The sequence below is a fragment of the Pseudomonas sp. CBZ-4 genome, assembly GCF_000346755.1.
Classification (GTDB): Bacteria; Pseudomonadota; Gammaproteobacteria; order Pseudomonadales; family Pseudomonadaceae; genus Aquipseudomonas.
In genome coordinates this window covers 1-20,411 of sequence record NZ_ANNV01000119.1, presented here as the reverse complement: position 1 = coordinate 20,411, position 20,411 = coordinate 1, and the positions used below count along the sequence as shown (strand labels likewise).

The 20,411-nt window shown below is 60.8% G+C and carries 19 protein-coding genes; 8 read left to right on the top strand and 11 right to left on the bottom strand.

All coding sequences use genetic code 11. The features are described from left to right. Window positions 1-35: 35 nt before the first annotated feature. The 3 genes from B348_RS0116240 to B348_RS0116230 form a co-directional block, all read right to left on the bottom strand. Window positions 36-533, bottom strand: coding sequence for a DUF4411 family protein (locus tag B348_RS0116240; protein ID WP_017737128.1), 498 nt, complete (start codon window positions 531-533; stop codon window positions 36-38). Further along, on the bottom strand, window positions 530-1,666 hold the full coding sequence (locus B348_RS0116235; protein WP_017737127.1) for an ImmA/IrrE family metallo-endopeptidase: 1,137 nt from the start codon (window positions 1,664-1,666) through the stop codon (window positions 530-532). Before B348_RS0116235 ends, B348_RS0116240 begins: the two co-directional genes overlap by 4 nt. Window positions 1,667-1,737: 71 nt before the next feature. Then, window positions 1,738-3,042, bottom strand: coding sequence for an MFS transporter (locus B348_RS0116230; protein WP_017737126.1), 1,305 nt, complete (start codon window positions 3,040-3,042; stop codon window positions 1,738-1,740). 185 nt (window positions 3,043-3,227) lie between these two features. On the opposite strand from B348_RS0116230, the gene B348_RS0116225 reads away from it, so the two are divergent. Beyond that, window positions 3,228-4,646 carry a short-chain fatty acid transporter gene (locus B348_RS0116225; protein ID WP_017737125.1) on the top strand — a complete coding sequence of 473 codons (1,419 nt, stop codon included), beginning with the start codon at window positions 3,228-3,230 and terminating at the stop codon, window positions 4,644-4,646. Window positions 4,647-4,683: 37 nt separating this feature from the next. Here B348_RS0116225 and B348_RS0116220 read toward each other — a convergent pair whose 3' ends face one another. Both B348_RS0116220 and B348_RS0116215 read right to left on the bottom strand, forming a co-directional pair. Further along, complete coding sequence (locus B348_RS0116220; RefSeq protein ID WP_017737124.1) at window positions 4,684-5,028, bottom strand: DUF86 domain-containing protein; 345 nt, start codon at window positions 5,026-5,028, stop codon at window positions 4,684-4,686. Further along, window positions 5,025-5,315: a nucleotidyltransferase family protein gene (locus B348_RS0116215; protein WP_081609250.1), complete on the bottom strand. Its 291-nt coding sequence runs from the start codon at window positions 5,313-5,315 to the stop codon at window positions 5,025-5,027. The genes B348_RS0116220 and B348_RS0116215 overlap by 4 nt, the downstream gene beginning before the upstream one ends. Window positions 5,316-5,469: 154 nt before the next feature. Here B348_RS0116215 and acpA point away from each other — a divergent pair, with 154 nt between their 5' ends. The 3 genes from acpA (at window position 5,470) to B348_RS0116200 (ending at window position 9,111) form a co-directional block, all read left to right on the top strand. After that, complete coding sequence (gene acpA / locus B348_RS0116210) at window positions 5,470-7,173, top strand: acid phosphatase (protein WP_017737122.1); 1,704 nt, start codon at window positions 5,470-5,472, stop codon at window positions 7,171-7,173. Window positions 7,174-7,274: 101 nt separating this feature from the next. Further along, a complete protein-coding gene (locus B348_RS0116205) occupies window positions 7,275-8,444 on the top strand; it encodes a hypothetical protein (RefSeq protein ID WP_017737121.1) in 1,170 nt (389 codons plus the stop codon). Window positions 8,445-8,589: 145 nt separating this feature from the next. After that, on the top strand, window positions 8,590-9,111 hold the full coding sequence (locus tag B348_RS0116200) for a hypothetical protein (protein ID WP_017737120.1): 522 nt from the start codon (window positions 8,590-8,592) through the stop codon (window positions 9,109-9,111). On the opposite strand, the gene can is transcribed toward B348_RS0116200, so the two are convergent. Further along, window positions 9,108-9,752, bottom strand: a complete 645-nt coding sequence (gene can, locus B348_RS0116195; RefSeq protein WP_003188288.1) for a carbonate dehydratase — start codon at window positions 9,750-9,752, stop codon at window positions 9,108-9,110. The genes B348_RS0116200 and can overlap by 4 nt on opposite strands. Before the next feature lie 139 nt (window positions 9,753-9,891). Between can and B348_RS0116190 the strand changes: the two genes are divergently transcribed. Next, entirely contained in the window at window positions 9,892-10,194 is a 303-nt protein-coding gene (locus B348_RS0116190; RefSeq protein ID WP_026136823.1) for a hypothetical protein, read from the top strand. A gap of 130 nt (window positions 10,195-10,324) precedes the next feature. Here B348_RS0116190 and rimI read toward each other — a convergent pair whose 3' ends face one another. Together rimI and B348_RS0116180 are read right to left on the bottom strand one after the other, a co-directional pair. After that, window positions 10,325-10,777 (bottom strand): ribosomal protein S18-alanine N-acetyltransferase, encoded by a 453-nt coding sequence (gene rimI / locus B348_RS0116185; protein WP_017737118.1) that lies wholly within the window; start codon window positions 10,775-10,777, stop codon window positions 10,325-10,327. Next, window positions 10,770-11,516, bottom strand: coding sequence for a hypothetical protein (locus B348_RS0116180; protein ID WP_017737117.1), 747 nt, complete (start codon window positions 11,514-11,516; stop codon window positions 10,770-10,772). Before B348_RS0116180 ends, rimI begins: the two co-directional genes overlap by 8 nt. A 187-nt stretch (window positions 11,517-11,703) precedes the next feature. Between B348_RS0116180 and mksB the strand changes: the two genes are divergently transcribed. From mksB to mksF, 3 genes are read left to right on the top strand one after another with little or no spacing between them, the layout of a single operon-like run. Continuing rightward, window positions 11,704-12,981, top strand: a complete 1,278-nt coding sequence (mksB, locus tag B348_RS0116175) for an Mks condensin complex protein MksB (protein WP_017737116.1) — start codon at window positions 11,704-11,706, stop codon at window positions 12,979-12,981. Then, window positions 12,971-13,678, top strand: a complete 708-nt coding sequence (mksE, locus tag B348_RS0116170; protein ID WP_017529960.1) for an Mks condensin complex protein MksE — start codon at window positions 12,971-12,973, stop codon at window positions 13,676-13,678. The genes mksB and mksE overlap by 11 nt, the downstream gene beginning before the upstream one ends. Further along, window positions 13,675-16,515 carry an Mks condensin complex protein MksF gene (gene mksF, locus B348_RS0116165; protein WP_017737115.1) on the top strand — a complete coding sequence of 947 codons (2,841 nt, stop codon included), beginning with the start codon at window positions 13,675-13,677 and terminating at the stop codon, window positions 16,513-16,515. The genes mksE and mksF overlap by 4 nt, the downstream gene beginning before the upstream one ends. Before the next feature lie 169 nt (window positions 16,516-16,684). Here the strand turns inward: mksF and B348_RS0116160 are convergent, their stop codons facing one another. From B348_RS0116160 to B348_RS0116150, 3 genes are read right to left on the bottom strand one after another with little or no spacing between them, the layout of a single operon-like run. Continuing rightward, entirely contained in the window at window positions 16,685-18,988 is a 2,304-nt protein-coding gene (locus tag B348_RS0116160) for a PqiB family protein (protein WP_017737114.1), read from the bottom strand. After that, window positions 18,981-19,604, bottom strand: coding sequence for a paraquat-inducible protein A (locus B348_RS0116155; protein WP_017737113.1), 624 nt, complete (start codon window positions 19,602-19,604; stop codon window positions 18,981-18,983). The genes B348_RS0116160 and B348_RS0116155 overlap by 8 nt, the downstream gene beginning before the upstream one ends. Then, on the bottom strand, window positions 19,591-20,250 hold the full coding sequence (locus tag B348_RS0116150) for a paraquat-inducible protein A (RefSeq protein ID WP_026136821.1): 660 nt from the start codon (window positions 20,248-20,250) through the stop codon (window positions 19,591-19,593). The genes B348_RS0116155 and B348_RS0116150 overlap by 14 nt, the downstream gene beginning before the upstream one ends. Window positions 20,251-20,411 lie beyond the last annotated feature (161 nt).

The window sequence follows — 20,411 nt, the reverse complement described above, 5'->3', positions numbered from 1 at the left end:
TCGTATTGAGGGGAAATTCGCTTCCCCTCATGTCGTCACGCGTGCAAGACGAAGCGAGCATCCAGCTTGCCGAGCAGCTCAAACGTGTTCATGTATGGCACGCCAAACAACGAACACACGTTAGGGATCGTGAATTTGCGTTTGATGTCGAGGTTGTAGACTTCATGCGTGACAACGACAGCGCCCGTCGTCATTGCCTTGGCGATCAACCAGGGATCGGCGCCCTCAAGAAACTCCTCAAAAGCTCCCGCTTTCATCGCAGGCGTCTGCTCCGCAATCTTTGCGACGATAAGCCCAAATGCAGCCTGGGTAGGCTCATCGCTCGCATCTTCGAAGAGCTGGGTGTTGCCTTTAACCCACTGGGTCAGATCGTCATTGCCCCTGGCCAGCTCATCTCTGACCTGCACGATACTGGCAATCTCCAGCGCCTGATGCTGTTGAAGAATCCATGCCCAGTAGCCAGGGCAAATGGTCATCCCGTAATACCGGTTCTTGGCCTCGATCAGCGTATTCGAATCCAGTAGATGCTTCATGCCGATAGTTTCATCCCATAGGCCTTCAACTTGGCAGGTTGTACACCCAGCAGCTTTCCGGCGTCGCGTAGCAACATCCGGCCACTTTGCGCTTCTGCCAGAACGGCCTTGCTCAATCGGGTGCTGTTTCTAACAGCCGCCGTGCGGTAGTAGTCCCCTCCGCCACCACCTTTATCTCGATACGCCTGCAGGATCCGACGGTAATAGGCGCCGTATTGATCACTGTTGATATAGCCAAGATCACGGGCACGACGAGCAATCACCAACGCACTGACGTGAAAGAGCGCGGCCAAGGGCGCCAGGTTTTCTTCCCAGTACACATCCGAAACCCAGTTCGCGCGAAAGACGAGTTCCGGCGCCAGGAATTCTCCCGCCACAGCATTGCAAAAAGCTTCTTCCTGCCGGGTGCTTTGACTGCTGCCATCGGATACACCCGTGCTACCGATCCAGATATGCGCCAGTTCGTGCATCAATGTAAAAAGCCGGGCCGCAGGTGCGTCTGCGCTGTTTATGAACACCACGGGGGCCATGGCGTTGCTGATGGCAAAACCTCGAAACTCGCTGACATCTAGCTTGCGATGAGTGTTTCCCAACGCTACGCCGCTGCGCATCACGAGAATACCGGCAGCCTCCGCAGTGCTCACCAACGCCTTTACATACTCTTCATGCCCCATGCGAGCAAAAGCATCCGTTACACCGAGTACACGACGAATATCTGCAACAACATCTTTGACGGGGGAGCGGCTATTGAAACGCCCTACGAAGGTCAGCGGGGAACGCTCGTGGTCCTGCAAGTATTCCAAGTACCAGTCTTGCTTGCGGAGCACGTCCCTGACGGTATCCAGCAAATTCAGGCTGGGCTTTTGGGAAGGAGCACTGGCCACGGTGCGCAGGTCTGGAAGCGGAAGGTGCTCTTGTGGGGGCGCCTTGAGGAAGAGAAAACCAAAAGGGATCTGTGCAATCACAGACCACTTTTGAGCCTGAGTGAACGTGGGAAGACTTTGACCGCCTTCCCACGCCTTGATCCGCTCCGTTTTGACGGTGAGACCTTTGGCCACCTGCGCTTCAGACAACCCCGCCCGCTGGCGAGACCAGGACAGGATTGCAGGGTTGATAAAGGCGGGCTGAGTCATAGGAGGATGCATGCCAGTCAGAAGTGGGCCTGACTATAGGAGTGGCCGCAAATACCCGTCAATTGATGGCCCTAGGCGTCTTTTGTAACCGCATCCAACGGATGGCGCTTGCCAAACAACGCCACACACCCCGCCCCCACTGCCCCCATCACCACGCAATACCCCACGCAAATCCACGGGCTCGTCGGCATCAACGCAATCAACAACAGTGGCGTGGTACTCGCCCACAGCGCGTAGGCAATGTTGTAGGTAAAGGAAATCCCCGACACCCGCACCGGTGCCGGGAACAGCCCGACCATCACCGACGGCACCGCGCCCACTACGCCACAGCTCAGGCCCGCCAAGGCATACGCCGCGCCGAGCCAGAGGCCGCCGTTGATCAGGCTGGCGTACAGCAGCGCAATTCCCACCGGCAACAGCAGGCTGTAGACCAGTACCGCGCGCCAGGCGCCGATGCGGTCCACCAACAGGCCGGCAAGGACGCAGCCGATGTTGAGGAAGACGATGCCCAGGGCGCTCAAGGCGAAGGTGTGGCTGGGGCTCATGCCGAAGGTTTTTTGCATCATGGTCGGGGTGATGACCACCAGCACTACGACGGCGGAGGTGAGTACGCAGGTGAGGATCATCGCCGGCAGCAGCACGGCGCGGTGGTCGCGCAGTATGGTGCGCAGTGGCAGTTCGGCGGCGGCTTGGCGGCGGGCCTGCATTTCGAGGAACACTGGGGTTTCGCTGAGCCAGCGGCGCAGCCACACGCCGATTACGCCGAACACACCGCCGAGCAGGAAGGGGAAACGCCAGGCGTAGTCGAGGATCTCGGCAGCCGTGAAGATTTGCGCCAGCAGCGTGGCGGTGAGCGCACCCAGCAGGTAGCCGAAGGTCAGGCCGGCTTGCAGGAAACCCAACGCGTAGCCACGGTGATGAACCGGTGCGTGTTCGGCGACGAAGGTCCAGGCACTGGGCACTTCGCCACCGACGGCGGCGCCTTGCAGCACGCGCAGAAACAGCAAGATCAGCGGTGCGAAATAACCGATTTGCGCGTAGGTCGGCATGATGCCAATCAGCAAGCACGGCAGCGCCATCATCAGGATGCTCAGGCTGAAAACGCGCTTGCGTCCCAGGTGGTCGGCGAAGTGCGCCATCAGGATGCCGCCCAACGGGCGCGCCAGGTAGCCGGTGACGAAGATGCCGAAGCTTTGCAGCAGGCGCAGCCACTCGGGCATTTCCGGGGGGAAAAACAGTTGGCTCAAGGTCAGCGCAAAGAACACGAAGATGATGAAGTCGTAGATTTCCAAGGCCCCGCCCAGGGCGGCCAGGCCCAGGGTTTTGTAGTCGGAGCGGGAAAAGCGCTGCGCCTGGGGGGCAAGGGTGGCAGTCATGTGAAGGCTCGGCAGACAGACAAAATGGCGTGCAGGTTATGAGCTGGATCGGATGATGGCAATCGCCGCAGATATATTTGTTTTCCTCATGGATCGATGAAGATAACTGCATTCCCATATCAATGGCCGTAGCGGAACATGCCGAAAAATTGCCTGCCCCATAATAAATACAAGAGGAATGACTCGTGGCCGATGCTATCGAAGAAAGCCGCTATGCCCGCTTTGCCCTGCGCTGCTCCAACTTCGCCGAACGCTGGTTTCCCGATTCTTGGGTGTTTGCCGCCCTCGCCGTGATCATTGTCGCGGTAGCGACCCTGGGCATGGGCGCTGCCCCGACCGAGGCGGCCAAGGCCTTTGGCGATGGGTTCTGGAGCCTGATCCCGTTCACCATGCAGATGGCGTTTGTGGTGATCGGTGGGTATGTGGTGGCCAGCTCGCCGCCGGCGGTGAAGCTGATTGACCGGCTGGCGCGTATCCCGAAGAACGGCCGCTCGGCCGTGGCCTGGGTGGCGTTGATCTCCATGGTGGCGTCCCTGTTGAACTGGGGTTTGTCCCTGGTGTTCGGCGGCTTGCTGGTGCGGGCGCTGGCGCGGCGTACGGATTTGCGCATGGATTACCGCGCAGCCGGCGCCGCGGCTTACTTGGGCCTGGGTGCCGTGTGGGCGTTGGGGCTGTCGTCATCGGCGGCGCAGTTGCAAGCCAACCCGGCGAGTTTGCCGCCGTCGATCCTGTCGATCACCGGGGTGATCCCGTTCACCGACACGATCTTCCTGTGGCAATCCGGCGTGCTGTTGCTGGCGCTGATCGTGGTGTCGCTGATCATCGCCTACGCCACCGCGCCAGGCCCGAACAGCGCGCGGGATGCCAAGGCCTGTGGCGTTGACCCGGCGTTCAACCTGCCCAAGCTGCAAGCGCCGACACGCCCTGGCGAATGGCTGGAACACAGCCCGTTGCTGACCATCCTGCTGGCGCTGCTGGCGGCGGGTTGGCTGTTCCATGAGTTCTCGACCAAACCGGCGATCAGCGCGATTTCGGGACTGAACACCTATAACTTTCTGTTCATCATGGTCGGTGCCCTGCTGCACTGGCGCCCGCGCAGTTTCCTCGATGCGGTGGCGCGGGCAGTGCCGACCACCACCGGCGTGCTGATCCAGTTCCCGCTGTACGGCTCGATTGCGGCGCTGATGACCGTGGTCAAGGGCGGCGATGGCCAGACCCTGGCGCACCACATCTCCACGTTCTTTACGTCGATCGCCTCCCATGACACCTACGCGCTGCTGATGGGCGTTTATTCGGCGGTGCTGGGCTTCTTTATTCCATCGGGCGGTGGCAAGTGGATCATCGAAGCGCCGTATGTGATGCAGGTGGCCAATGACCTGCAATATCACCGGGGCTGGGCGGTGCAGATCTACAACGCGGCCGAAGCGCTGCCGAACCTGATCAACCCGTTCTATATGCTGCCGCTATTGGGCGTGCTGGGGTTGAAGGCGCGGGATCTGATCGGGTTTTCGTTTGTGCAGTTGCTGGTGCATACGCCGTTGGTGTTGTTTCTGCTGTGGGCGTTGGGGACGACGTTGAAGTATTTGCCGCCGGTGATGCCTTAATCGCAGCTGACCGCACCTGTTGTTGCAACAGGTGCAGTCACTCAGAAACCATAGGAAGAAGCTTCAGTAAATCGGGTAATGCGCTCTGAATGGTGTCCCAAACCACATCAAGGTTGATATCGAAGTAGCCGTGGGCAATTCGGTTGCGCATTCCTCGCATGCTACGCCAAGGGATCTGAGCATGAGCCGCAGTGAAATCCGGGTTCTGGTCCATGATCTTGGTTGATGCCTCGCCAATGATGATCAGGCTCATGACTACCGCTTGTTGAGTACGCCTATCTTCCTGAAACTCTTCTTTGCTCAAGCCTTCAACAAAGCTGATCGCATCACTGGCCGCCTGCCTGATGTGATCCAGATAATCTCCAAGGCGACTCGCTGTCATACCGGTTGTGCCTCAGCCAACACTTTCGCGCGAAATTTCGAAGGCAAGTCGGCAGGCGTCAATAAGTCCACATTGACCCCCAACAGATCTTCAAGCTCGACCTGAAGTCCACCAAGGTCAAAAAGAGTCGTTCCCGGCGGGGCGTCGACCAATAGGTCAAGATCGCTACCCTCTTCGTCTGTACCCAGCAGAACAGACCCAAATACTCTTGGATTTGAAATACGAAAACGGCCAACCACCTCTCTGACGGCTGCTCGTTGTAGATCAAGGGCAATTGACGGTTTCACGGTTCACCTCAGTGACATCCATTATCGGGCCAGTCTAGCAGCGCAGGTTGCAGGGTGACACGTTCCGCTCATCACCCCCTGTCTTCGTTCCGTCACATTGCATTGCTACCGTCCTGCGAAATATCTTGCAACATCTCGCCAGGGACTCCCCGCAATGACCGATGAGCACGCAGACCGCCCTTCCGCCGATTCCGCCGCCCAACCGCCAGTAGACAGCAGCCGCCGGCGCTTCCTGGGAGGCGCGGCGGTGCTGGGGGTTGGGGCGACCTTGAGTGCTTGCGGCAACACGAATGAAGCACCGGGCAGCAAACCGGTGGCGCGCCCGCTTACGTCCCAGGAGCTGGACAAGGCCCTGCACGACCAGGTGAAAACCGTGGTGGTGATCTATGCCGAGAACCGCAGCTTCAACAACCTGTTTGCGGACTTCCCCGGCGTGGAGAAACCGCTGTCGGCCCTCAACCCAACCGACGCCCAGCAACGCGACCGCGACGGCAGCCTGCTGACCACCCTGCCCCCGGCCTGGGGCGGCGTGTTGCAAGTCGGGCCGCAAAGCGTGGACGGGGTGACGTATCCCAGCGAAGTGCAATTCCAGCAAAACCTGCCCAACGCGCCGTTCGCCCTCAAGGGCCCGAACGCCGAGGACCTGCCTCTGAGCCTGGTCACCCGCGACCTGTGGCACGTGTTCTACCAGAACCAGATGCAGATCAACGGCGGCAAGAACGATAACTTTGTCGCGTGGGGCGATTCCGGTGGCCTGGTGATGGGTTATTACGCCCAGAGCCGTTATTCCCTGCGCCTGTGGGACGTGGCCAAGGAGTTTGTGCTCTGCGACAACTTCTTCCAGGGCGCCTTTGGTGGCTCGTTCCTCAACCACCAGTACCTGATCAGCGCCACCGCGCCGTTTTATCCGAATGCCGCGCAGTCCGTGGCCAAGGCGCAGATTGCCACGCTGCAAAGCGATGACCCGAGCGACACGCGCCTGAAACCCCTGGACAAATCCCCGGCCAGTGCCATGACCGGCGCGCCGCAGTTCGGCCCCAGCGCGCTGACCCCGGACGGTTTTGGTGTGAACACCCTGGCGCCGCCCTACTGGCCGACCTGGATCCGCGACCTGGAAAACCCGGATTACTCCAAACCCGACCTGCCCAACGTACTGGTGCCACAAACCCACGAGCATATCGGCGACAAGCTGTCGAAGAAGAACATCGACTGGGCCTGGTACGCCGGCGCCTGGCAAGCGACGCTGGACCAGTTCAAGGACTCGGGCGGTATCCCGAAGATTCCGAACTTCCAATATCACCACCAGCCGTTCAACTATTTCAAACAGCAGGGGCCGCAGAACCGTGCCGAGCGGGACAAGCGCCTGCGTGATGGCGGTTTGGGCGATGAGTCGAGCACCAATAAGTTCTTCGCCGATGCCCAGGCCGGCAAGTTGCCTGCGGTGAGTTTCTACAAGCCCCAGGGCAACCTGAACATGCACGCCGGTTACGCCGATGTGGCCTCGGGTGACCGCCATATCGCCCGCGCCTTGAAGGTGCTGCAAGAAAGCCCGCAGTGGAAAAACATGGTGGTGGTGGTCACCGTCGATGAAAACGGCGGCTGGTGGGACCACGTCGCGCCGCCCAAGGGCGACCGCTGGGGCCCTGGTACACGGATTCCGGCGCTGGTGGTGTCGCCGTTTGCGCGCAAGGGCACGGTGGACCACACGGTGTACGACACGGCGTCGATCCTGCGCTTGATCACCCGCGTGTTCCAACTGGAAACCCTCGACGGCCTCAAGCAGCGCGATGACGCGATGATCGCCCGTGGCCAGAAGCCCATGGGTGACCTGAGCAATGCCTTGCAGTTCGAGGGGTAGGTTTTCTTATCCAATAGCGACACGCCCGGCGATTTGACACGCGTGATGCCTGGTCAGCCGCTACTGTGTGGAGGTGGGCTTTCGCTGACTAGGAATCAACTATGTATAAACCGACCGGGTTGTCCTTCACCCTGGCCGCACTGATGGCCAGTGCGCTCGTGCAGGCTGACGTCGAAGTACCACTGGGCAGCACGCAACGTGTCACCCAGTTGTTCGCCTTCCCCAATAACTGCAACGTGATCTGCTTTCGGCCCTGGTCGCTGGAGCAGACGGCCGAGCATTATCTGACCCAGAGCCTGCAACGGGATGGCTACAGCCGCGCCAAAGTCAGCGTGAAGACCCACGACGGGCAGGTTGCCGCGACCTTCACCGGCGTGCCCGACAGTTACGGCCAGCCCCTGACGGCCTTGCTCGCCACCGCCGACCTGGCTTACCAAGGCGCCAGCCGGCTCAACCGTGACGGCAAGTGGGCCTACAACTGGTACTTGTTCCTGCCACTGGGGATGGCCCTGGAAAACCGCAAGAGCGTCGAGTTGCTGCACTTCCCACCGGATTATTCGCTGACCCAGGCCCAGGATTACCTGGAATCGAAAACCACCGACCGCTGGGCCGCGCTGCTCACTGACAACGGTATCCCGGCCACCGAAACCCCGGCGTACCAGACCATCATCGATATTGCGCCCATCGCTGCACCGGCCAGCGCGGGCGCGGACCTGCAGAATGTCTACAGCTACTTCACCGACTACCAGACACGCATGGTCGAAGAACTGAGCCTTCACCCCAAAGGCTCGCTGCCGATGGTGGCGTTCGGCGCGCCGGTGCGCAATTGGGTCAAGCAGCAGTACGGCCAGACCGTGGGCGTACTGGGCCTGGCGCAAATCAGCCCGGTTGCCGGCAAGACCGTGTCAGTACTGGGCGCCAACCACCCGAGTTACATCTGGTATGCCGCCGATCCCGCAACTTATGAGGGCAACGAACAGAAGGCCGACGAGGTCGGATTGAAGGTCATGGGTCAGGATTTGAGCGCCGCCTGCTGGCAGGCCGGGATGGGGCAGAAGCCGGCGAGCGACCCGAATGTGCTGCTCAAGGCCTGCATGAACACCTGGCAGGTCACGCGCAAGGAGCAGACGTGTGAATTGTTCTACACCTCGGTGCGCGAGTTTTCCGCAGAAAAAGCCAACGCCCTGTGCGCCACGCCGGCGATCAAGGCTCAACTCAAGCAGCTCAAGGTCCCCGCCCCAGCGCCCTCTGCCAGTGCTCCAGCGCTGTAGTCCGCACCAAAAAACCGATTGCTACTGTCAGAGTTGACAGTAGCAATCGGATCCAACTTCAGTAAGTCTTGAGCCGCGCCCATCCGCTGCAAGACTGGTAGTCAGCCACCACCCGCAGGTCCATGCAGCCAAACCAAGGAGAGTTATGAAAACTCAGGCCATGGATAAGGCTAAAACGGCTGCAAGTGACTGCCTTTACCCATTCAAGCCCCAACTCGGCAAGGGCTACCCTTCCACACAACATTTTGAAGTGGTGCACGCCGCCGATGGTGTGGGCAGCGCGATCAAGACGCGGGTCACGCTTGACAGCCGCGTGTGCATCGCCAATATCTCCGGCTACGCCCTGAGCGAACGACGCCAGCACACGCTGCAACTGTCGTCCCGCATCCACCTGTACGACTGTTGGTTTTGCGGGCTGTTCGCCCATTCATGCAAGCCGAATGTATTTCTCGACCTGCATTACCTGGAAGTCTGGACCCTGCATGAAATCCACGCTGGCGCCCCGTTGACCATTGACTACGCCAACACTGAAGAGATGCTGTACCGACAATTTGCCTGCCAATGCGGCGAGCTCAATTCCCGCGGCTGGATTCCCGGCCGCAAGGAGCCGCTGAACGCCGAAGGCCAGACCTTCATGGCCAAATGGCGCGACCGCAAGCAGTCTTAAGCTTCACCCAACGGGCGCAGGCGATACTGCGGCGGCAACTGCTCGAAGCCACTGATGGTGGTGTTCAAGCTCTTCCAGCGGCCATCCTTGATGCCATAGATGCAGCCATGGATCGACAGGCTCTGCCCACGGTGCCAAGCGTTTTGCACAATGCTGGTGTGACCGACGTTCGCCACCTGTTGAATCACGTTCAACTCGCACATACGGTCGACGCGCTCTTCTTCGGTCGGCAACTGCGCCAGCACGTCACGGTTTTCGTAGTAGAGGTCACGGATGGTACGCAGCCAGCCGTCGATCAGGCCGAACTGGCGGTCCTGCATCGAGGCGCGCACACCGCCGCAGCCATAGTGGCCGGTGACGAGGATGTGTTTGACCTTGAGCACGTCCACCGCGTACTGGATGACCGACAGGCAGTTCAAGTCGGTGTGCAGCACCACGTTGGCCACGTTGCGGTGCACGAACAGGTCGCCCGGCAGCATGCCGACGATCTCGTTGGCCGGTACGCGGGCGTCGGAACAGCCGATCCACAGGTACTCGGGGGTTTGCTGGCGGGCCAGCTTGGCGAAGAATTCGGGATCTTCCTGTTTGATCGCATCCGCCCAGCGTTCGTTGTTATCAAGCAGGTCTTGTAGTTCGTTCATCAGGGAAAGCCTCAGGAATGATGCGCAGGTTTGTGACTGACATCCCTTCGTCCAGGTCACGCTTGGCGCGAATTAGCTTGAATCTTTGGGGCGCGATGCCTGTCCACACACTATAAGCCCCACAGTATGAGGATTGGCCATGACTGAATCACGACGTCCCTACGGCGCTACGCAGCCGGAACCCATTGATGACAATGAAGACCGCATGGGCTCGATGCGCGAGCTGGATTTTGACAAGGAGACACCGAGTGCGCAGCGCGGTGATGAATTGACCCCGGAAGCGCTGACCCCAGAGAGCGGGGCCCGGGATGCGCTGGAGGAAGGGGACGATGACGCGGCGGATTATGACCTGAGCATTGTCGATGAAGATGAGATTGGCGGCGGGAATGGGTTGGATGAGGCCGAATTGGCTGATCTTGATCCAGTGGACGGCAACCGCTGACACACTGCACAACTCATTGTGACGCTGGCTTGTGTGGGAGCTGGCTTGCCTGCGATGCAGGCGACTCGGTTTTTCTGTCCCACCGAGTTGATGCTATCGCAGGCAAGCCAGCTCCCACAGGGGTCATCGTTTAGTCGACCAGGGTGCAGGCCATCACGACCGCGTCTTCACGGCCACCCACGGCGGGGTAGTAATCGCGGCGGCGGCCAATCTCGTTGAAGCCATAGCGCTCATACAAGCGGAACGCGCCAGTATTGCTGTCACGCACTTCCAGAAAGCACTCCCGCGCACTGGCCGCATACGCCCTGGACATCAGGTGCTCCAACAACGCCAACCCGAGGCCACGCCCCTGGTTTTCCGGCTTGACGGTAATGTTCAGCAAATGCGCCTCATCGAGGATGATCTGCACCACACCATGCCCCACCTGCTGCTCACCTTCGAACATCAGCCAGATCTGGTACTTGCCCAGCCCGTCGAGAAAAATCCCACGGGTCCAGGGGTGGCTGAACGCCGCGTATTCGATTTTCAGCACGGCGTCGAGGTCGGCCTCGGTCATCGGGCGGAAGGTTAAAGCCTCACTCATCGGTTGTTTTCCAGCGCGCCATCAGCCGGCGCATGGCTTGCCAGACATCAGCCTTACGCTGTGGCTCTTCCATTAATAATTCCAGGCCCGGCAGGGCCCATACCGAGCCCAGGCCTTCGACCTGCAGCTCGCGGTACCAGGCTTCGGCATTGGCTTCGCCGGCAAAACGCACGGCGGGCAGGCCGATCAGCCACAGGCACACGCAGGGCTCATCTTCCAAACGCGCAGACACAAAACCTTGCACAAAATCCCGCGCGGCGTCCGGGCCCTGGTCCATGTTGCCGCGCACCAGCAACGGCCAGCGCACCGGGTCGCCGACGATCTGCGGGCTGTCGGGCAGGCCGGCGGCGCGCAGCATGTCCTTGAGCAACATGTAGGCCGGGTCGCGGGTCTGGAAACGTTCGCCGGTGGGCAACTCCACCAGCAGCAGGCAGCGCCCGGCCCGCAGCAATTGCAGGGCAAAACGCGGTGGCGGCACCACCGGCGCCTTGGCCACCGGCGCTGCCTCTTCGGCGACCTTGGCCGCCTTGGTCACCGGCGACGGGCGCGGCACTTCGACCTTGGCCCGCTCTACAACAGGGCGTACCGGCGCGTCAGGCTTGATCACGGCCACCGGCGCGGCGGCTTCCTCGCCCGACGACTCGAACGCCTCATAAGGCTCAGGCACCTGCAACAACTCGGGCCGCGAGGGTGCGGCAAACGGCAGTTCGGTGCGGGGCAGCCAGTTGACCACCTGCATGGCGGTCAAGTAAGCGCGACGTCGGGACTCGATAAGCACAGCTCGGCCACTTGTGGATAAGTAAAGAGCGGGGATTCTACCGTTGTTCGGCAACAATCGCCCACTGCGTACTGACCGGCTGTGGATAAATCCCCCGTCTGATGCAGTACAATCGCGACTTTTCATCGCCAACCAGCCGGCCATTCCCATGATCGAACCCAAGCGCGTCCTACGCGCCCTCGCCGAACACTGGGCACTGCTTGAGCCACTGTGCGAACACTTCGACCAAGGCACCCTGAGCCTTGCCGAGCTGCGCGCACAACTGGCCGCCCAACAACTGGACAGCACGCCACAGGACATCACCAGCCTGTTGGACGTGTGGATTCGCCTGGACATCCTGGTGCCTGTCGCCAAGAGCCCGAACCGTTTCGAGCTCAACGCACAGATCCATGACTTCCTGGCCTATCTTCGCAAGGAGCACCGGCTTGGCCTGTGCCTGGAAATCGAAGCCTACCTGCGCCACCTTGAGCGCCTAGCCGGATATATCCAGGACGCTTTCGACATCCGTGATGGCCACGACCTGGCCCGCCAACTGCGCTTGCTGGATATGCGCGTGCGGGACGTGCTGAAAAAACTCGCCAACGATGAACAGGCCCTCGCTGCCGTGGCCGACCGCGCCAAGACCAGCGACCGGCAGATTCCGTTGCGCCAGCGGTATGCCGAGGTCCTGGCGACCTGGGACGAATACGTCGAACCGATGATCCAGTTGGTGAACGCCGATGGCGCCTTCGAGCAAGGCGTGCGCAAAGTGGAAAACGTGCTGCTGCGCCTGCTCACCGAGCAACAGCGCCTCGGCCACCTGGTGGACGACGACATGCTGCTGCGCACCCACGCGCGCATCCTCGAAATGCAGACCAGCGCCCAGCTGACCTTGCGCCACGCCCGCGAACTGCTGTTGCCGCTGCGCGAAGAAGCGCGCCGGCACAACGCCGTAACCCGTGGCGCGGCGCTGGCCCTGTCGGCGATCCGCCGCAAAGGCCTGGACGCGGTGCCACAGGCCGCGATGCCGATGTTTACCCGTCCGCAAAGCACCTTTCTCGGCAGTGCCAGCCAGGTGGAAGCCTATGTGTACGCCTTGGCGAACTTCGAGCCGAAACCGGCAAAATTCCCCAAGGCGCACAAATCCCACAAGGGCGAAGCCCAGCGTGCACCGCGCACCGTCAAGGAAATGCTCGAACGCTGCGAAGACGCGCTGCCGATGCCGGACCTGATGACGTGGCTGCTGGAGCAGGAACCGGACGGCGCCACCGACGAATTGCTGTACTGGTTCTCCCGGCTGTCCCGCGAAAAACGCTTCAAGCGCGAACGCCTGGAACGCCGCGACTATCACACCACCGAGCACCAGGTCAGCCTGCGCTCCTTCGCCCTGCTCCCGGTGACGCCTGACGCGCCCGAGAATTCTGCGAGCATCCCTCATGCATCTTGATCTATCCGAACTGTCCCAGCTGGCGCCGATCTTTCGCGAGCTGTTCAAGGGTTACCACGTCAGCCGTCGCGACCCGGAGCTGTACGCGCAACTGTCGAACTTCCAGGATCAGTACCGCACGCTGTTCAAGGCCCTGGGCTTTGAACTGGTGTGCGACACACGCGGTTTCTATTACTTCGTGCCGGACACCGCCGTGGCCGCCGCGCAGGTGAACAAGACCGCGCAGCGCCTGGCGCTGTTCACCTTCATCATCGTCGAGCACCTGGCCGACCAGGGCCGCGACCCGATCGCCGTGCTCGACGGTGGCAGCCTCGGCCGCGATGAGCTGCCGTCGCTGCTGGAGAAGTACCGCGACCTGTTTATCCAGGCCGAAGTGCAGACCCAGGAAGAGCTCGAAGAAAAAATCATGCGCCGCATGACCCAGCTGGGTTTTGCCAGCGAAGACAACGGTATCTATCGCTTCCTGCCGCCGATGCACCGCTTCCTCGACGTGTGCCTGTCGGTGCAGCAGGACCGTGACCTCGCGGCCAGCGTCCATAGCGTGTTGCCACTGCCGGCGCCGGTGATCATCGACGAAGACAGCGATGAAAAATTGCTGAAGACCGATGACCCGCTGGACCTCAGCGACTTCGCCGAAGAAAGCGAAGAAGACGCCCTGGCCCGCGCCATTGCCGAAGAACAGGAGACCGACGCATGAGCAAGGAACGCTACGGCATCCGCCGCTTCGCCCTATTGAACACCGCCGGTTACAGCCTGGGTTTGTTCCCGCTGGAAGAACCGCTGTCGGTGTATGGCGCGAACAACCTGGGTAAATCCGCGTCGATCAACGCCTTGCAGTTCCCGATCCTGGCGCGCATGTCGGACATGAGTTTCGGCAAGTACACCCTGGAACAATCGCGGCGTTTCTACTTTGCCACCGACACCAGCTACATCCTCGTCGAAGTGTCCCTGCCCCACGGCCCGCACGTGATCGGCGTGGTCGGGCGCGGCCCGGGCGGTGGTTTCGGCCACCAGTTCTTTGCCTACGCCGGCAAGCTGGACCTGGCGCACTACCAGAAGAACGACACCTGCCTGCGTCAGAAAGAGCTGTTCACCAACCTGGAGCGCGAAGGCCTGAAAGCCTACGAGCTCAAGCCCGATGAACTACGCCGCTTGCTGGTGGGCGGCCACACGTCGATCCCGCTGGACCTGACGCTGATCCCGCTGCGCTCCACCAGCGAGCAGAGCCTGAAGACCTTCCGCGCACTGTTTATCAACCTGCTGCACATGCGCGAAATCACCGCGGCCAAGCTCAAGCAACTGTTCCTCGATGCCTTCGAACACAGCCTGCGTTCCGGCAGCGTGGATTACATCGCGGCGTGCGAAGAAGCCTTCCGCGACGTGCGACGCATGGAGCAAGACTACAACTCGCTGGTCGCCGCCGGCCCGCTGGTTGAAGCACTGGCCAATGGCGTGCGCCTGCGCGACGTATTGCGCGGCAAGCTGCATCGCCTGTCGCCACTGCTGGATTCGTTGCTCGGCACCTGGTCGGACTACGCCAGTGCACGCAAGGAAGAATTGACCATCCAGGCCGAGCACTATCGCAACGAGCAGGACGCGCTGCAGAACGACCAGCGCGGCGGCACCCAGGAGCTGATGCGCCTGGAGCGGGAAATCAGTGGCATCCAGCGTTGGCTGGGCGAGCTGTCGGTGCTCAAGCATCGCTTTGCGCTGGTGGATGACGTCAAGGTGCTGGAGCAGCAACTGCTGGCGGCCAAGGATGCTCACGATGAACTGGCCGGCGCCCTGGCGCAGTCGCGGCAGTTCAGCGCCGAGGACTTGGATGAGCGCTTGCGCGAGCTGGAAAAACGCCTGAAGTCGGTCAAGCAGCAGCTCGACCACGCGGACAACAACAGCTACGCCAAACTGCGCGAAGAATTTTCACAGCAGGATGTCGAACGTCTGATGCGCCTGTTCAACAGTTCGTTGTTCAGCCTGCCGCTGGGCGAGCATGGCATCACGCTGGACGAGGAAGGCCAGTGGGTCAAATCCCTGGAGCAGATCCTCGATGGCTTCAAGGGCGAGCGTTTTGAAGTGCCGGGGCTGTCTATCGACATCTCCCACATCGAACCGCCGGCGTTGCAGGCCTTGGCGGATCGCGCCGCGTTGCGCGACCAGAAAGAGCGTCTGGAAAAAGAACTCAAGCAACTCAAGACCCAACAGGCCGTGGCGTCTGACCGTACGGCGAGCAAGACCCAGACCGAAGCGCTGTACCAGCAGGTGCTGGACGCGCAAAAGGCGCTGGAAGACTTCCGCCGGACGCAAACACTGAGCGCGGAAGAAGGCGAGAAGCTGGAAAACCTCGCGCAGATGGAAGCGGCGCAGGACGAGTTGAAGCGTTCCAGCGATGCGTTTACCGAGCGCGTCCAGCAGCTGTCGGCCAAGCTGCAACTGGTGGGACGCCAGATCGGCGATATGGAAGCCAAGCAACGCACACTGGATGACGCGCTGCGCCGTCGCCAGTTGTTGCCGGCCGACTTGCCGTTCGGCACGCCGTTCATGGACCCGGTCGACGATTCCATGGATAACCTGCTGCCGCTGCTCAATGACTATCAGGACAGCTGGCAAGGCTTGCTGCGCGCCGATGGGCAGATCGAGGCGCTGTATGCCCAGGTGCGCCTCAAGGGCGTGGCCAAGTTCGACAGCGAGGATGACGTTGAGCGGCGCCTGCAACTGCTGATCAACGCGTACGCGCACCGTACCGATGAAGCGCTGACGCTGGGCAAGGCGCGACGCGCGGCGGTCACCGATATTGCGCGGACCTTGCGCAATATCCGCAGCGACTACGACAGCCTTGAGCATCAACTGGCGCTGTTCAACCGCGAGATCAACAAACGCCAGGTCTCCAACCTGCAAAGCTTCCGCATCGTGCTGGCGCCGAACAAGGAAGCCCTCAAGCATATCGACCAGATCATCCACAGTGCCGGTCAGTATGAGGAAGGCGAAACCCTGTCGGTGTTCGACCTGAGCCAGAGCGCCGAGCAGGACAACAAGAACGAAGAGGCCAAGGAATACCTGGCGCGCCTGGTGGCCGCCAACCATAACCAGTTGGGCCTCAAGGATCTGTTCGAATTGGCGTTCGAGATCACCAAGGTGCACGGCCAGCCAGTGATTCACACCGACATCGACGGTGCGGCGTCCAACGGCACTACCATGACGATCAAGGCGCTGACCAACATGTATTTGTTGCTGCACCTGATGGACCGCGACCAGGCCGGGCGTGTGCGTTTGCCGTACTACCTCGATGAGGCGGCGGACATCGATGAGAAGAACCAGGCGGCGTTGCTGGAAACCAGTCTGCAACTGGGCTTTGTGCCGATTCTGGCCAGTGTGAAGCCGCAGGTTTCCGCCCAGGTGGCGATTGACCTGGAAGGCGGCAGCGGGCCGAATGGGATCTATATCGATGAGGCGGATTGGAAGTACATCCGTCGTCACGATGGGGTGAAGGCGACGGTGAATGTGCAGGCGGATGAGCCGGAGTTGGATGAGGTCTGAGTGTTTGGACTGAAATGAAAAAGGCCCCTGGGTGTGAGTCCAGGGGCCTTTTTTGTTGGCTTTGAGGGCCTCTTCGCGGACAAGCCCGCTCCCACATTTGGAATGCAGTGTTGCTGAAAATGCATTTCCCTGTGGGAGCCGGGCTTGCCCGCGATGGCCGCGCCTCGGTCTATTTGCCGAGTGGAATTTTAGGCGCCCAGGTCAGCCACTCATCTTCAAACTTGTCGAACAGCGGGAACGTTTGCTTCGCCAGTGCGGCGTTGCCCATGCGCTCGCCGTCTGGCGTGGCGAAGGCGATACCACCGGCGACCAGGGTTTCCAGGGACTCGGTACGCACCGTCGCCCCTTTGAACAGGCCGAAGTCGAGACCAAAGCCGCTGGTGTTCCAGAAACGGCTGCCGCTGCGTACCAGCGGTGCGTACTTGGGCTCGATGAGGATGTGGATCAGCACGCGGTCGGCGGTCTGGCCCAGTTCATAGCCGGTGACTTTGCCCACGGTGACTTCGCGGTAGGTCACGGGGACGCCTTCCTTCAGCGAGCCACGGCGTGCGGCGCTGAGGGTCAGGCTCAGGCCTTCCTCCTGGTGAACGGCCTTCGGCGGCTCATCCAGTGCGACGAAGCTCTTTTGCGGGCCGGCGTTTTTCACCGCTGGCTGCACTTCGATGTATTGGCCGGTGACCAGGGTTTCCAGGTTCGAGGTTTTCATCAGGCCCAGCTCAGGCTTGACCACCCAGAACTGGCTGCCTACGCGGGCGATACGGTCCGCGACTTGGGTAATGCGTGCGCTGAGCAACACCGACTGCATGTCGGCGCTGAGATCGACACTTTCGATCTTGCCCACATCCAGGCCTTTGAAGCGTACCGGTGTGCCCGGGCGCATGCCATCGGCGCGGTCGACCTTGATGGTCACCAGGGTACCGTGTTGATTGGCCGCCTCGCGGTCGGTGAACAGACGGAAGCGTGGGATGCGTTTCTTCAGCGGTACGTTCGGCTCTGGGGTTTCGAAGGCGATACCGCCGGCCATCAGGCTGGCCAGGGATTCACTCTTGACCTGGATGCCGCCGGTGAGGCCGCCGGTCAGGGTCACGCCGCTGGCATTCCAGAACCGCGTGGAGCCGTTGACCAGGTTTTCGTATTCCTTCTCGATGTGGACGCCGATCACCAGTTGCTTGTTCTTGCGCGAGAACTGGTAGCTCTGCACCGAACCGACCTTGACCTGTTTATAGAGGATCGGGCTGCCGACATCCAGCGAGCCGAGGTTGTCGGTAAACAACACCATGTGCAGGCCCGGGGAGCGCAGGTCCAGCGGTGGCGCCTTGGCGCGGGCGACGAATTCGCGCTGGGGGGCGCTGCCTTTGTCGCCGGGGCGGATGGCGATGTAGTTGCCTTTGACCAAGGCCTCAAGCCCGGTGATACCGGCCAGGGAGATCGAGGGCTTGACCACCCAGAACTGGGTGTCCTGCACCAGGTAGTCTTCGGCCAGCGGGTCGAGGGTCAGCTCGGCGTTGGCGCTGGACAGCGATGGGTCGATCTTCAGGGTTTTCAGGCTGCCAACCTGGATGCCTTTGTACATCACCGGCGTGCGGCCAGCCTGCAGGCCTTCGAAATCGGTGAGCTTGACCTTGACCTTGATGCCGGCTGCGGCGGCGTCGAAATCTTCGTACAGGCGGAAGGGCAGGCTTGGGTCCGTCGGCGGGCTGTCCTTGCGGTTCTCTGGCGTGGCGAAGGCGATGCCGCCAGCGACGATGCTGGAGAGGGATTCGCTGCGCACCTTCACGCCGGAGAGGTTGGCGTCGATGCTGATGCCGCTGGCGTTCCAGAAACGCGTGTGTTTACGCACCAGGTTGGCGTAGGTCGGTTCGATGTAGACCTTGATTTCAACGGTGCTCTGGTCTTCGGAGAGCAGGTAGCTTTTGACCTGGCCGACCTGGATCTGCTTGTAGAACACCGGGCTGCCACGGTTGAGCGAGCCGAGGCGGTCAGCCTTGACGGTCAGGTGCAGGCCGGGTTTGGCGTCGGACAAGGGCGGCTCTTCGGAGAGCGCCTTGAACTTGCGCGTGGGTTCGCCATCGCCGGGGCTGGCGGCGATGTAGTTGCCTGAGACCAGGGTTTCCAGGCCGGTGATGCCGGCCAGGCTGACGCTGGGTTTGACCAGCCAGAAACGCGTGTTGGTCTTGAGGTACTGGTCGACGTCCTTGTTCATCTCGATGGTGGCGATCACCCCGCGATTACTGCCTTCGTCGTCCAGGGCCAAGGCCTTGACCTTGCCCACGGTCATGCCTTTGTAGACCACTTCGGTCTTGTTGACCTGGATACCTTCGCCGCTTTCGAAGCGCACCTGGATATCGATGCCCTGCTGGGTATAGGCGCGCCATCCCAGCCAGCCGCCGATGATCAGGGCAATCAGGGGTAGCACCCAAATGGCCGACCAGTTGGAGGCCGGGCGGGTTTTAGCTTTTGGCAAATCACTCATGGTCGTCGTCCGACTCCGTGTTATCCCAAATCAGTCGGGGATCAAAAGTTACTGCGGCAAGCATCGTCAAGATCACCACACTGGCGAACGCCGCCGCGCCGAGATTGGCCTCGACACTGGCAAGTCGCCCGAAGTTTACAACCGCCACCAGGATGGCGATCACGAAAATATCCAACATGGACCAGCGGCCAATGAATTCGATAAAACGGTACATCACAATGCGTTGCCGCGCGGACAGCGGTTGGTGACGCTGCACCGAGAACAGTAGCAGACCAATGCCCACCAACTTGAACGTCGGCACCAGAATACTGGCGATGAACACCACGGCGGCGATGGGAAACATGCCGTGCTGCACCAATTCAATCACGCCGGCCATGATGGTGCTGGGGGCACCCTGACCGAGAGAGTTGATCGTCATGATGGGCAAAAGGTTGGCCGGGATATACAGAATGGCCGCCGTGATCAGCAATGCCCAGGTCCGCGTGAGGCTGTTGGGACGTCGGGCATGGACCAGCGCGCCGCAACGGGTGCAGGTTTGCTCGTCGGTATCCGGCTCTTGCTTGTTCAACTCATGGCATTCGGTACAAATCAGAATGCCAGCATCAATCGCCCGCATGTTCATCCTCTCCTGACAGTGCTTGCCAGATCTGGTGCGGCGACATCACCACCTCAAGCAGGACCTGAACCATTAATAGGCTGACGAAACAGACCAGGCCCAGGCCGATGGTGATGGAGGCCATGTCGGCGAGCTTTACGATCGCCACCAGGACACCCATCAGGTAGACCTCCAACATGCCCCAGTCTTTCATGTGGTGGTAGATACGGTAGAGCAGCAGCCCGTAGCTGCGGCCGATGTTCCAGCGAATGCTGAGCAGGACCGCCAATTGGCAAAGCAGCTTGAGCAGGGGAATGCCCATGCTGCACAGGAAGACCACGACGGCAACGCCTTGCATACCCGTATTGAACAGGGCGACGACGCCACTCCACACGGTGTCCTCCGAGGACTGCCCCAGTAGATTGAGCTGCATGATGGGCAAAAAGTTCGCGGGGATATACAGCAGCAACGCCGCGATAACCAAGGCGAGGCTTCGCTCAACGACATTGTGGCGGTGAGCGTACAGCTCGTAACCGCAACGCGGGCATTGGGCTTTTTCGCCGAGGGCGAGCGCTGGTTTGCGCATCAGCAAGTCGCACTCATGGCATGCCACCAGGTCGTCCAGTGGTAAATCCGATACCTCGGGGGTATCAACCGGATCGGGCATAAATAGGGCTCGGGCTCTAAAAAGGTTAGGTGCCTATTCTAGTGGTCTGGTTCAGAAATAACTGTGCAAATTTGTCGGGGCTTGTTTGTCGAGGCTTGTTTGTCGAGGCTCGGCCTGCTTTTCCCGCGCCCAAAACAAAACCCCATCTGCTTTCGCAAATG

Bases quoted from the DNA above. Each gene is read 5' to 3' on its own strand.
- mksF (WP_017737115.1), top strand. From the start codon at position 13,675: ATGAGCAAGGAACGCTACGGCATCCGCCGCTTCGCCCTATTGAACACC.
- acpA (WP_017737122.1), top strand. From the start codon at position 5,470: ATGACCGATGAGCACGCAGACCGCCCTTCCGCCGATTCCGCCGCCCAA.
- mksE (WP_017529960.1), top strand. From the start codon at position 12,971: ATGCATCTTGATCTATCCGAACTGTCCCAGCTGGCGCCGATCTTTCGC.
- B348_RS0116155 (WP_017737113.1), bottom strand. From the start codon at position 19,604: ATGCGGGCGATTGATGCTGGCATTCTGATTTGTACCGAATGCCATGAG.
- B348_RS0116230 (WP_017737126.1), bottom strand. From the start codon at position 3,042: ATGACTGCCACCCTTGCCCCCCAGGCGCAGCGCTTTTCCCGCTCCGAC.
- B348_RS0116205 (WP_017737121.1), top strand. From the start codon at position 7,275: ATGTATAAACCGACCGGGTTGTCCTTCACCCTGGCCGCACTGATGGCC.
- B348_RS0116240 (WP_017737128.1), bottom strand. From the start codon at position 533: ATGAAGCATCTACTGGATTCGAATACGCTGATCGAGGCCAAGAACCGG.
- B348_RS0116235 (WP_017737127.1), bottom strand. From the start codon at position 1,666: ATGACTCAGCCCGCCTTTATCAACCCTGCAATCCTGTCCTGGTCTCGC.
- B348_RS0116160 (WP_017737114.1), bottom strand. From the start codon at position 18,988: ATGAGTGATTTGCCAAAAGCTAAAACCCGCCCGGCCTCCAACTGGTCG.
- can (WP_003188288.1), bottom strand. From the start codon at position 9,752: ATGAACGAACTACAAGACCTGCTTGATAACAACGAACGCTGGGCGGAT.
- mksB (WP_017737116.1), top strand. From the start codon at position 11,704: ATGATCGAACCCAAGCGCGTCCTACGCGCCCTCGCCGAACACTGGGCA.
- B348_RS0116220 (WP_017737124.1), bottom strand. From the start codon at position 5,028: ATGACAGCGAGTCGCCTTGGAGATTATCTGGATCACATCAGGCAGGCG.
- B348_RS0116150 (WP_026136821.1), bottom strand. From the start codon at position 20,250: ATGCCCGATCCGGTTGATACCCCCGAGGTATCGGATTTACCACTGGAC.
- B348_RS0116180 (WP_017737117.1), bottom strand. From the start codon at position 11,516: ATGCAGGTGGTCAACTGGCTGCCCCGCACCGAACTGCCGTTTGCCGCA.
- rimI (WP_017737118.1), bottom strand. From the start codon at position 10,777: ATGAGTGAGGCTTTAACCTTCCGCCCGATGACCGAGGCCGACCTCGAC.
- B348_RS0116200 (WP_017737120.1), top strand. From the start codon at position 8,590: ATGAAAACTCAGGCCATGGATAAGGCTAAAACGGCTGCAAGTGACTGC.
- B348_RS0116190 (WP_026136823.1), top strand. From the start codon at position 9,892: ATGACTGAATCACGACGTCCCTACGGCGCTACGCAGCCGGAACCCATT.